Here is an 11,461-nt window from a genome sequence, read left to right on the forward strand (position 1 = left end):
CGCAGAAGACTCTAGCCACTTATTTGGTTAGAGTCTTTTTTTCTAGGAGAGGATCAAATGGATTCAGAACAGACACTCGAGCTCTTATCGACCGTCCGTCACGAATGGATGAATCGGCTTCAATTGATCTCGCTCTATGTGGCTCTCGATCCGACTAAGCTCGAGGAACTTTACGAACGCTATCGGAAACAGGCCGACGAAGAGAGTGCGCTCGTTCGTTTGAACGTGCCACAGACGAGCCTAGTCGTGATTCAAGCGAATTGGGAGGGACGGATGACGTATACGATTTCAACCGACCAACTCGCCATCGATGACGCGCGAGTGGCAGAGATGCTTGTCCGCTTGTTAGACAACACGGATGGGCCGATTCATGTGACGTTCACGGACGGACTGATGGTTCGCGTCACGGGCGCTATCCCGGACGATGTGAAGGCATCAGCCGATGTGTACGAACAGAACGTAGATACCACTACGTTTCACATAAAGGAGGGGAAATAAATGTTTGTCGATCAGGTTAATATTTTTGTAAAAGCTGGAGACGGCGGAAAAGGGATGGTCGCTTTCCGTCGCGAGAAATACGTTCCAGACGGTGGTCCTGCAGGTGGTGACGGTGGTCACGGTGGGGACGTCATCTTTGAAGTAGAGGAAGGATTGCGGACGCTCGTTGATTTCCGCTATTCGAAGAAGTTTATCGCCCATGATGGCGAAAAAGGGATGTCAAAAGGGATGCACGGACGTAAAGCGAAACCGCTCATCGTCAAGGTCCCACCTGGCACGATCGTGTTCGATGCCGAAACGGATACCGTCATCGCAGACTTGACCGAGCACGGCCAACAAGCGACGATCGCCAAAGGCGGTCGTGGTGGTCGCGGGAACTGTCGTTTTGCGACGCCTGCCAACCCGGCTCCGGAAATCGCGGAGAACGGGGAACCAGGTCAAGAACGTGAGTTGCGTCTCGAGTTGAAACTCCTCGCAGACGTCGGTCTCGTCGGATTCCCGTCTGTCGGGAAGTCAACGCTTCTCTCTGTCGTCTCGTCGGCACGCCCGAAAATCGGTGCGTACCACTTCACGACGATCACACCGAACCTCGGTGTCGTCAAGACAGCGGACGACCGTAGTTTCGTCATGGCCGACCTTCCAGGTCTCATCGAAGGGGCGAGCCAAGGCGTCGGTCTCGGTCACCAGTTCCTTCGCCATATCGAACGGACGAAAGTTATCGTTCACATGATCGATATGAGTGGTATGGAAGGGCGCGACCCGTTCGAAGACTACACGACGATCAACCGTGAGCTCGAGTCGTACAACTTACGTCTCCTCGAGCGTCCACAAGTCGTCGTGGCGAACAAAATGGATATGCCGGACGCAGCGGAACATCTTGAAGAGTTCAAGAAGAAGGTAGGGGACGATGTCAAAGTCTTCCCGATCTCAGCACTCGCTCAAGACGGTCTTCGTAACTTGTTGATCGAAGTGGCTAACTTTGTCGATACGACACCAGAATTCCCACTCGATGAGCTCGAAGAGAAGACAGCGACGCCTCGTGTCGTGTATCGTTATGAGAAGGAAGAGAAAGGCTATCAAATCCACATCGATGAATACGATCGCTTCGTGATCACGGGCCCTCGTATCGAGAAACTCTTCAAGATGACGAACTTTGACCATGATGAGTCAATCAAACGATTTGCTCGTCAAATGCGTCAAATGGGCGTCGATGACGATCTTCGTAAGTTGGGTGCCGAGGACGGTAGTGTCGTGGCAATCCTCGACTTCGAATTCGAGTTTGTGGAATAAAAAAATTATTTGTTAAGAAGAAACGGAGTGTGAAGCTAACGTGGACCCTGTGCCCTCGTCAAGTTTAATTCTATATGTAGTTCTCGTCATGTTGTCAGCGTTTTTCTCATCGGCAGAAACGGCGCTCTCGAGTGTGAACCGGGTCCGGATGATTCGGATGGCGGAAGATGGTGATAAAGCCGCAAAACGTGTCCTCAGTCTCGTCGACCGTTTTGATGATACCCTCTCGACGATTCTCGTCGGGAACAACATCGTCAACATCGGTTCGGCGACGGTGTCGACCGCCATCGCCACATCTATTTTCAGTGGGGGAACCGGTCTTCTCGTGTCAACGTTCGCGACGACGGTCATCATCTTGATTTTCGGTGAGATTTTACCGAAATCGCTCGCGAAAGAGTTTGCGGAGAAGTATTCGCTTCTCATCAGTGGAATCCTTGTGTTCCTCGTCAAAGTCCTCAAACCGGTGACGATGATTTTCACCGGCTTGAAGAAGTTGACGCTGCGGATGATCGGGATGAAAGACAAGGAGCCATCCGTCACCGAAGAAGAGTTGAAAGTGCTCGTCGATATGGGAGAAGAGGAAGGTGTGCTCGGAGAGACGGAAGCAGAGCTCGTCCATAGCGCCTTTGCCTTCAACGATATTACGGTCGATGATGTGCTGACGCCACGAATCGATATTCTGGCCGTCGACATCGACGATTCGCTCGATGAAATCAAAGACACGATTTTCAGTGGTGGACATTCGCGTTTACCGGTCTACAAAGACTCGATTGACAACGTCATCGGTGTCTTGTCGGAACGTGACTTCTTGCGTTCGATGATGAAGGATGAAGTGACGGATGTCCGTTCGCTCATCCGACCGCTCACGTACGTGTCACCGCAGACGAAATTGATTGAACTACTTCCGATTCTCCAGCAAAAACAATCTCACATGGCTGTCGTCCTCGATGAATTCGGGGGCACGGCGGGTCTCATCACGTTAGAAGACATGCTTGAAGAACTCGTCGGCGACATCTGGGATGAGCACGACGAATCCGTCGTCTATCTCAGACGTCTCCGTGAAGGGGTCTATGAGTGTATGGCTGACATGAACGTTGATGAATTCGCGGAAGAGATGGGGATTGCAGAACCAGACGTCGATTCCAACACGATGGGCGGTTGGTTCGTTGAATTGCTCGGTGACATCCCGGAGAAAGGTGCACAAGTCACGTATCAAGACATGACGTTCACCGTTCTCCATGTGGAGAAACGCCGTGTCCGGAAACTGTTAGTGGAGACTGGACAATCTCAACAAGAAGACATGCAAGAAGCATAAAGAAAAGGGATGATTCGCACATAGCGGATCATCCCTTTTTGCGTCATACGGATTGGCGTTCAATGCGCTCAATCAGTTCATATGGTCGTACTTTATAAATGGCGTAAGGCATATAGGTCGGGTCCATGGCATCGAGGAAGCGCATCTGGAAATGCTCTCGTTTGATGTAGTCGCCGACGTTGCTTGCGTCAACTTTATAGAATCCAACTTCCTGTGTCTCGCCAGCCTGCGGTTTGAGGTCACCTGATACATAAGTGGCGCGGAAGGTGACACAGAGGACGCGGGACGACACGTTTTGATAAATCCCGGTGATCCCTTCTACTTTGATTTCCGCACCGGTCTCTTCGCGTACTTCACGATGGATGGCATCCACGATGGACTCATGTTCTTCCACTTGTCCGCCAGGCATTTCAAACGAATCGTTCCGATGCATATTTTTGACGAGGAGAACTTCACCTGCTTCGTTCGTAATGTACGCCGTCACAGAAACGATGGTGCGGGGTGGCGTATAGTGACCGGTCGGCATCATGAATTCTTCACTCGACTTGATATACAAATCTTTGCCTAGTCGGGCCCGCTTCTTCATCGCTTCCCGTCGTAAGGCGCTGCCCCGATAGTCCCGTTCGACTTGCTCATAATGTTCACGGTCCCGGTATTCCCATAATGCCATGACCTCGGACTTGTCTTCGGTCACCCAGCGTCCGACGAGGCGGGCGCCATGCGACGCCTGGATCGGATAAATGTATGTATGGAAAAAGTCGGTGAATTCTTGCAGGCGTTCAGGTCGAATCGTATACGTTTTACGGCGATGGAACATGATGATTCCTCCTTTTTCGTTGTGCGGTGTCCTATATATATGACCGCGATTCGCTTACATGGTTCTTATTCGACAGATATTAGCGTTTCCCTTTCCAACAAAAAAGAATCAGCTTCAGTTAAGCTGATTCTTTCACACGTTTTGGTTGCTGACGAACATGTCGAACGACGAGGATAATCCCGACAGCAAGAGCCAAGAAGGGGATGACATCGTCCATGAAGTGACCGATCATGCGCCAGTTGCTACCAAGCATCATCCCGACATGGATGAAGATGAATGACCAGACGGCGAAAATCAAGGTCGTCACCGACAAAAACTTACGGAACGATAGACGCATCACCCCGGCGCTCACGGCGAATAATTGACGCCAAAACAGGCTGAGACAGACGATCCATGCACCGTATTTCTCAAACCAGCGCTCGGCCCGGAGTTGCTTGTCTTGCCGAATTCGAAAATACCGATACAGTTTGAGCGCGACGGGACGCCCACCATATCGACCGATCCAGTACAGACCGATTTGGCTGAGCGTGAAGGAGACCCACGCCAGTAGGAACGTCAGGAAGAAGGGCGCGTCATGCGAGTCGACGAGGAAGCCTCCGTATGCGAGAACGAGTTCGTTCGGGATGAATTGAACCAAGATACCGATGGGAATGCTGAAGACCCCACAGACGGCGAGTAGATGCTCGAGGACGTTCAAAACGTAGCCCTCCTTTCAAATGATTTCAGGAAAGATGTTCCATCCATCAGTATAACGGACATGACTGAAAAGAAAAAGAAGAGATGTCACATATTCGTGACGTCTCTTCAATCTAATTCGGATACGAGAATCCCGAGGCGGTCCAATTCTTTTACCGCAGCATCGATTGCCTCTTTATGGTCTGATTCGAGCGTATGGATATGGAAGCCACCCGTCAACTGGGAGAGCGGGGAAGCCCCATGCGTCTTCACTCGTTCGAGGAAGGCGCGGACGTCGCGGCGACTCTTCACCATGAGTTGTCCCGTGATAGACCCGTATACAGGATGGTCGATGATGACGTCTTTGATGGTGACCCCTTCATCGACGATGGCGTTCATCTCTGTCTCCATCTCTTCTGCCGTATGACGACAGGCTACCTTTTTCGAATAGGTGGAGGGGGTGAGGTCTCCATGCAAGTAGACATACCCACGAGCGGTCGCGACGATTTGATGGCCTTTCGCTTTTAGCAACGATAGGTCTTGGACGATGACCTGACGACTGACGGATACATGTCTTGCCAGTTCAGATCCTGTGATTGGCTCATTGCTCGATTCAATCAATTGTAATAGTGTGCGACGGCGTTCTTCACCGGCTAAACGTTTGTTCATGATGTTCGACTCTCCTTGCTAAAATGACGATGGCATCGGCGAGGGCCGATGTGTCTTCGGCGGTCGTTTGCGCGCCGAAGGAAATGCGGACGAGTCCATGACAGGCGCTCGTCTCATATCCGAGTGCTTCGAGCATGCGATTTGGTCCATTTTGACCTGCTCGACATGCCGACCCAGCCGATACTTGGAACCCGAGATCGTCGAGCTCGGTCATCCACCATTGTCCGTCGCGTTGATGGGAGACGAAGGAGAAAATGGCGGGACTTTGTTCATCAAACTCGAGCCAATGGACATGCGCTGACGTCTTCTCTTTCAAGATAGCACGAAACGCCATGAAATTTCTCTGAAAACGTGTCAATTGTTCCTGACGTTCTCCGAGTGCTTTTGCAAAGGCACTGATTCCAGGAACGTCAATCGTTCCGGGACGAATCCCGTATTGATGATGCCCCGGATAGTATGGGGGAGGAATCAGACGTTCCATGTAGAGGGCGCCGACTCCTTTCGGTCCACCTACTTTGTGAGCACTGAACGAATAGGCATCAATGCCTTCGACAGAAATCGGGATTTTCCCGAGTGCCTGGACCCCGTCCACATGGAAGAGGATTTTCTTATATTTCAAGAGGCATTGGATGTGGTGGAGCGGTAACACCCAGCCTGTGTCGGAATTGACATGCTGGAGCGTGACGAGCCCGATGTCACGGTCGAGTAGGTGTGTGAATGCATCTAAATCAAACTTCCCATCCTTCAGTTTCAACCGATGAACGATTATTCCTTCCCGTTCCCACTCTTCAAGTAAGAGGGCGACCGAATCATGTTCATGCCAAGACGTGATCACTTCTTTGCCCTTCATCCGTTTACGTAAACTTGTCAGTGCGATGTAATTGCTCTCCGATCCACTCCCAGTGAATAATAATTTTCCTCGTAACATATCAAGACCGAGCGCCTGTTTGATTAAGCGTCTTGCTTCTGTCAAATAATCTTCTGCCATATAACCTTGGGTATGGAGTGATGATGGGTTCCCATAAACGTTTTTGGCCATCGCCACGTAATGGTCTAATGCTGCATGCGTCATCGGGTGTGTAGCGGCGTAGTCGAAGTAGCGGTTCATCATGGACTCCCCTTTTCTCATGTTGTCTTCTACACAAAATTATGCGAAACTAGTTTACAAGTCAACATTACATATGAAAAACAGGTGATATACAATTGTCTTTACACATAGAGAAAACTGACATTTTGATTATCGGAACGGGACTTGCCGCCGTCGCAACGGCTTTGCATCTATCAAAATCATTCTCCATTCTTCTCGTCTCAAAAGGTGAGATGACAGAAAGCAACTCCGATTTGGCACAAGGCGGGATTGCGAGCGCGTATCTTGAGAAATCGAGTACGGCCCATAAAGAAGACACAATGCTCGCTTCTAAAAACACATCGTGTGCTGAGCGCGTCGACATTCTCGTAGAAGAAGGGCGTCAAGCGATTGGAGAAATGGAACGATTCGGTGTCCGGTTCGATCATGAAGAGGGCGGCTATGCCCTCGGACGAGAAGGCGCACACCGATTGAATCGGATCTTTCATGTCGGTGGCGACGAGACGGGACGTCATGTCATGAGGCAATTGCGTCAGTCGATGCCTGATAACGTGAACGTATTGGAACGGGTGCTCGTGCACGATCTCATTACGAAAGACGGGAAAGTCGTCGGCGCGATGGCGTTTCGTGATGAAGTGCCCATTCGAATTGAAGCCGGCGCTGTCGTATTGGCGACAGGTGGCATCGGTGGGCTGATCGATTGGACTTCAAACGCGCGTACCGTGACCGGTGATGGTCTCGTTCTGGCAAATCGATGTGGGGCCAAGCTGACACATTTACAGCGGATCCAATTTCACCCCACCTTACTGGCGACCGAAACGCCTCACCTCGTGACCGAAGCGCTCCGGGGAGCCGGAGCGACGCTCGTTGATGACGAAGGGAATCACGTGATGGCGCATCATCCGCTCGGGAGTCTCGCGCCTCGAGATGACGTGGCACGGGTACTGACAGAACGGATGGGAACGGTCTATCTCGATACGACAAACGTGACACGGCTTCGTGAACGGTTTCCAAAACTTGCATTGACATGTGACAAACTTAGGATTGATCCTCGCCGCATTCCGGTACGTCCAGGTCTCCATTTTCATATGGGTGGAATCGAAGTGGATGATATGGGACGGACAGGCGTTGACGGATTATATGCCGTCGGTGAAGTGGCGGATGCGGGCATACATGGGACGAATCGTTTAGCCTCGAACTCACTTTTAGAATGTTGGGTATTTGGAAAACGAGTCGCGCGGGCGGTGCGTTTGAATAGGACGGCCATGGTGACGAAGGAGACGCTGGTGTACGACATCTCACCTTTGGCGTTTCAAGCGTTCCGTGCTCAAATTGGAAGATGGTTGACGATTTCACCAAGTCTTGATGAATTGAAAGGTTTCTTACAAAATACCCAAACGTTGACCATGACGAAACACGTGACAAGACAATTAAGTGAACAAACTTTACAACTCGATGCGGCGCGTCTTCTCGCGCAAAGCATCCTCGAAATGGAGCGGTATGATGAACACGATATACCTACGCGAACAGCTACGTCAGTTCTTGATTGAAGATATCGGTTATGGGGACTTATCGAGTGCGCTGATTGATGCACAGGACGAGTCGATCGCAACGATTGTTGCCAAAGAACAGGGCATTTTCTGTGGGAAGCCAATCGTAGAAGAGCTGGCAACTATGCAGCGGCTTGAATTGGTCTTTTGCCAAGAAGACGGGAGAGCGGTTGTCCCTGGAGACGAGCTCGTCGTCTTGAGAGGAAAGACACGCGCAATTTTAGAGACGGAGCGTGTGCTGTTGAATGTCATCCAACATGCGAGTGGAGTCGCGACGATGACAAAGCAGTGCATCGATGCGCTAGATGATGACTCGATACACGTGACCGATACACGGAAGACGACTCCGGGACTTCGGATGATTGAGAAGTACGCCGTACGTGTCGGTGGGGGATACAATCACCGTTTAAGACTCGATGACGCCATCATGATCAAAGACAATCATATCGTCGCACTGGGTGGTGTAACGAACGCGATTCAAGTCGCGCGTGAGCGTGTCGGTCATACGACCCCGATTGAAATCGAAATCGAGTCATTCGAACATCTGATGGAGGCGGTTCAAGCCGATCCGGACATCGTGATGCTTGATAATCGGACGCCAGATGAATTGAGGGACTGGGTCCGTCATATACCGACGCACATCAAAATTGAAGTGTCTGGTGGAATCACGCTCGACACGATTGACGATTATCGAGGCATTCGCATCGATGTCATCTCGCTCGGTCAATTGACTCATTCGGTCCGCGCGCTTGATTGCAGTTTGAATTTACAAGGAGGAATGAAAGATGCAACTACTCGGAACACTCCCACCGACGTACGCTAACCTGTCAGTGGAGGAGATGGAGACTCGGATTCAGGCGGTCAAAGACCGACTCGGGACTCGTCTCTTTTTACCGGCCCATCATTATCAAAAAGACGAGGTCGTTCAATTCGCGGACGCGACAGGAGATTCGCTCCAGCTCGCACGACTCGCAGAACAGATGAGCGAAGCCGAATTCATCGTCTTTTGTGGTGTCCACTTCATGGCAGAGACGGCAGACATGTTGACACGGGACGACCAGATTGTCGTCTTACCTGATATGCGTGCCGGCTGTTCGATGGCAGACATGGCCGATATCGATCAGACGGAGATTGCTTGGGAAGAACTGACGGAACGATTTGGAGAGGACATCATCCCGATTACATACGTCAATTCAACAGCGGCCATCAAAGCGTTCGTTGGTCGTCACGGTGGGGCGACCGTCACATCGTCGAACGCCCATGAAATCGTCCGGTGGGCGCTTGAGGCAGGTGAACGCATCTTGTTCCTACCCGATCAGCATCTCGGGCGGAACACGGCGTTCGACCTCGGCATTCCGCTCGCGGCGATGGCTGTTTGGGATCCGCTCCGTGAAGAATTGGTCTCAGAAGGCGAATACGAGCAAGTGAAAGTCATCTTATGGAAGGGACACTGTTCTGTCCATGAGAAGTTCACAGTATCGCAAATTCAGGCGTTCCGTGACCGTGAGCCGGATCGTCGCATCATCGTCCATCCGGAGTGTACGTTTGACGTCGTCCAATTGGCAGACGAGGCGGGATCGACGTCATATATCATCGACAAGATTGATGCGAGTGCACCTGGGACGAAGTGGGCGGTCGGAACGGAGATGAACCTCGTCAACCGGTTGGCGGCAACGTACCCACATCTTGATATCGTCTCGTTGAACCCATTCATGTGTCCGTGCCTCACGATGAATCGAATCGACTTGCCACATCTTCTCTGGGCGCTCGAGTCACTCGAGACGGACCCTGTGAACGTCATTCGCGTCGATCATGAGACGACAGAGTGGTCGAAACGCGCACTTGAACGAATGCTTGCACGGTAATCGCTTCAGGACAGGTAAACGCCTGTCCTTTTTTCGTGTCGCCCATTATGGTACAATAAATGCAGTTTTTCCGACCAAAAAGGAGAGTACATCGTGATTGAATTCGTAAAAGGACCCGTCGCCTATGTGTGTGCGGAATATATAACGTTAGATGTCTCGGGCGTCGGCTACAAAGTACATGTGCCTAACCCGTTTTTTTATCGTGAACAAGACGAACATGTAATCGTGTTTACGCATCATTATGTGCGTGAAGACCAACAGACGTTATACGGTTTCCGGTCACGTCGTGAGCGTGAGCTGTTCAATAAACTCCTCAGCGTGAGCGGGATCGGACCAAAGGGTGCGCTTGCCATCGTCGCGTCCGGCGATATCGACGCGTTGATCGATGCGATTGAAACCGAGAACGAGAAGTATTTGACGAAGTTCCCGGGAGTCGGCAAGAAGACGGCCAAACAGATGGCGCTCGACTTGAAAGGGAAGTTATCCGAGCTCGCACCGGATTACGTGCCGAACGAAGGGTTGTTCGCCCAAGGTGCATCTGAACTCGATGAGGCGTGTGAGGCGCTCGTCGCGCTCGGCTACTCTGAACGGGAAATCCTAAAAGTCCGCAAAGCATTGAGCGGAGAAATATTGACGACCGACGCGTACATAAAACGCGCGCTACAGCTGTTACTGAAATAAGGAGGAAGCTATGGACGAACGATTGTTGTCACAATCTCATCAGCAATATGAAGACTCTGAAGAGTGGAGCTTACGTCCGCAGCGCTTCGAGCAATATATCGGGCAAGAAAAGGCGAAAGGCAATTTGTCGGTCTTCATTCAGGCCGCTAAACTTCGTAGTGAGACGCTCGACCACGTGCTCTTATACGGTCCCCCGGGACTCGGGAAGACGACGCTCGCCCAAATCATCGCCAACGAGATGGGCGTCGGAATTAAGACGACAGCAGGACCGGCAATTGAACGACCGGGTGATTTGGCCGCAATCCTCTCGACACTCGAGCCGGGAGACGTCTTGTTCATCGACGAGATTCATCGTTTGAGCCGGACGATTGAAGAGATCCTCTATCCGGCGATGGAAGATTACTGTCTCGACATCGTCTATGGGCAAGGGGAGATGGCTCGTAGCGTCCGCATCGACCTACCACCGTTTACGCTTGTCGGGGCGACGACACGGGCCGGGATGTTGTCGGCGCCTTTACGTGACCGTTTCGGCGTCACGTTGAAGCTCGAATATTACGAAACACATGAGTTAGCGGCCATCGTCAGCCGGACGGCCCAGTTGTTCCGTCTCTCGATTTCACCGGAGGCGAGCGGTGCGATTGCGAAACGCTCACGAGGGACGCCACGAGTTGCAAACCGTCTCTTGCGTCGTGTCCGTGATTTCGCACAAGTGGCTGGTACGAAAGAAATCGATCCAGTGCTCGCATCTGATGCGCTCGACCGGCTACACGTCGATGCGCTCGGACTCGATGAAGTCGATCATCGGTTACTGAGAGCCATGGTGGAGCGGTTCGGAGGTGGACCGGTCGGGCTTGAGACGCTCGCTGCGACCATCGGTGAGGACGCTCAGACGATTGAGGATGTCTACGAGCCCTATTTATTGCAACAAGGATTCTTGCAGCGCACGCCGCGAGGACGGATGATCACACAGTTTGCCAAGTCGCATTTTGGTTATGAAGAGGAAGAGGAGTAAGA

At 51.6% G+C, this 11,461-nt stretch carries 12 protein-coding genes; 8 read left to right on the top strand and 4 right to left on the bottom strand.

What is annotated here, in order from left to right; translation table 11 throughout:
• Nucleotides 1-57 precede the first annotated feature (57 nt).
• The 3 genes from ACFO4U_RS01255 to ACFO4U_RS01265 are packed head-to-tail and all read left to right on the top strand — an operon-like array spanning nt 58 to nt 3,103.
• Nucleotides 58-498: a Spo0B domain-containing protein gene (locus ACFO4U_RS01255; RefSeq protein ID WP_215244101.1), complete on the top strand. Its 441-nt coding sequence runs from the start codon at nt 58-60 to the stop codon at nt 496-498.
• Nucleotides 499-1,788 (top strand): GTPase ObgE, encoded by a 1,290-nt coding sequence (obgE, locus tag ACFO4U_RS01260; RefSeq protein WP_015881157.1) that lies wholly within the window; start codon nt 499-501, stop codon nt 1,786-1,788.
• Nucleotides 1,789-1,837: 49 nt separating this feature from the next.
• Nucleotides 1,838-3,103 (top strand): hemolysin family protein, encoded by a 1,266-nt coding sequence (locus ACFO4U_RS01265; protein WP_255344459.1) that lies wholly within the window; start codon nt 1,838-1,840, stop codon nt 3,101-3,103.
• A gap of 43 nt (nt 3,104-3,146) precedes the next feature.
• Here ACFO4U_RS01265 and ACFO4U_RS01270 read toward each other — a convergent pair whose 3' ends face one another.
• The 4 genes from ACFO4U_RS01270 to ACFO4U_RS01285 form a co-directional block, all read right to left on the bottom strand.
• A complete protein-coding gene (locus ACFO4U_RS01270; protein ID WP_074037485.1) occupies nt 3,147-3,920 on the bottom strand; it encodes an NUDIX domain-containing protein in 774 nt (257 codons plus the stop codon).
• A gap of 118 nt (nt 3,921-4,038) precedes the next feature.
• Nucleotides 4,039-4,617 carry a DedA family protein gene (locus tag ACFO4U_RS01275; protein WP_074037484.1) on the bottom strand — a complete coding sequence of 193 codons (579 nt, stop codon included), beginning with the start codon at nt 4,615-4,617 and terminating at the stop codon, nt 4,039-4,041.
• Nucleotides 4,618-4,724: 107 nt separating this feature from the next.
• Entirely contained in the window at nt 4,725-5,264 is a 540-nt protein-coding gene (locus ACFO4U_RS01280) for a transcription repressor NadR (protein WP_074037482.1), read from the bottom strand.
• Nucleotides 5,242-6,372: a cysteine desulfurase family protein gene (locus ACFO4U_RS01285; RefSeq protein WP_214691132.1), complete on the bottom strand. Its 1,131-nt coding sequence runs from the start codon at nt 6,370-6,372 to the stop codon at nt 5,242-5,244. Before ACFO4U_RS01285 ends, ACFO4U_RS01280 begins: the two co-directional genes overlap by 23 nt.
• 95 nt (nt 6,373-6,467) lie before the next feature.
• Between ACFO4U_RS01285 and ACFO4U_RS01290 the strand changes: the two genes are divergently transcribed.
• The 5 genes from ACFO4U_RS01290 to ruvB all read left to right on the top strand — a co-directional run bounded on the left by ACFO4U_RS01290 (nt 6,468) and on the right by ruvB (nt 11,459).
• A complete protein-coding gene (locus ACFO4U_RS01290) occupies nt 6,468-7,901 on the top strand; it encodes an L-aspartate oxidase (RefSeq protein WP_215244100.1) in 1,434 nt (477 codons plus the stop codon).
• Nucleotides 7,855-8,724 carry a carboxylating nicotinate-nucleotide diphosphorylase gene (gene nadC / locus ACFO4U_RS01295; protein WP_215244099.1) on the top strand — a complete coding sequence of 290 codons (870 nt, stop codon included), beginning with the start codon at nt 7,855-7,857 and terminating at the stop codon, nt 8,722-8,724. The genes ACFO4U_RS01290 and nadC overlap by 47 nt, the downstream gene beginning before the upstream one ends.
• Nucleotides 8,687-9,766 (top strand): quinolinate synthase NadA, encoded by a 1,080-nt coding sequence (nadA, locus tag ACFO4U_RS01300; RefSeq protein ID WP_215244098.1) that lies wholly within the window; start codon nt 8,687-8,689, stop codon nt 9,764-9,766. The genes nadC and nadA overlap by 38 nt, the downstream gene beginning before the upstream one ends.
• 93 nt (nt 9,767-9,859) lie before the next feature.
• Nucleotides 9,860-10,447: a Holliday junction branch migration protein RuvA gene (gene ruvA, locus ACFO4U_RS01305; RefSeq protein WP_074037474.1), complete on the top strand. Its 588-nt coding sequence runs from the start codon at nt 9,860-9,862 to the stop codon at nt 10,445-10,447.
• A 10-nt stretch (nt 10,448-10,457) separates the two neighbouring features.
• Complete coding sequence (gene ruvB, locus ACFO4U_RS01310) at nt 10,458-11,459, top strand: Holliday junction branch migration DNA helicase RuvB (RefSeq protein ID WP_078146571.1); 1,002 nt, start codon at nt 10,458-10,460, stop codon at nt 11,457-11,459.
• The last annotated feature ends 2 nt before the right edge of the window (nt 11,460-11,461 follow it).

It is taken from the genome of Exiguobacterium profundum, assembly GCF_042652865.1.
In the GTDB taxonomy this organism is placed as follows: Bacteria; Bacillota; Bacilli; order Exiguobacteriales; family Exiguobacteriaceae; genus Exiguobacterium; species Exiguobacterium profundum.

What these genes read in the sequence shown, in the direction of transcription:
- nadC (WP_215244099.1), top strand. Translation starts at nt 7,855, where the DNA reads ATGAACACGATATACCTACGCGAACAGCTACGTCAGTTCTTGATTGAA.
- nadA (WP_215244098.1), top strand. Translation starts at nt 8,687, where the DNA reads ATGCAACTACTCGGAACACTCCCACCGACGTACGCTAACCTGTCAGTG.
- ruvB (WP_078146571.1), top strand. Translation starts at nt 10,458, where the DNA reads ATGGACGAACGATTGTTGTCACAATCTCATCAGCAATATGAAGACTCT.
- ACFO4U_RS01280 (WP_074037482.1), bottom strand. Translation starts at nt 5,264, where the DNA reads ATGAACAAACGTTTAGCCGGTGAAGAACGCCGTCGCACACTATTACAA.
- ACFO4U_RS01270 (WP_074037485.1), bottom strand. Translation starts at nt 3,920, where the DNA reads ATGTTCCATCGCCGTAAAACGTATACGATTCGACCTGAACGCCTGCAA.
- obgE (WP_015881157.1), top strand. Translation starts at nt 499, where the DNA reads ATGTTTGTCGATCAGGTTAATATTTTTGTAAAAGCTGGAGACGGCGGA.
- ACFO4U_RS01255 (WP_215244101.1), top strand. Translation starts at nt 58, where the DNA reads ATGGATTCAGAACAGACACTCGAGCTCTTATCGACCGTCCGTCACGAA.
- ACFO4U_RS01285 (WP_214691132.1), bottom strand. Translation starts at nt 6,372, where the DNA reads ATGAACCGCTACTTCGACTACGCCGCTACACACCCGATGACGCATGCA.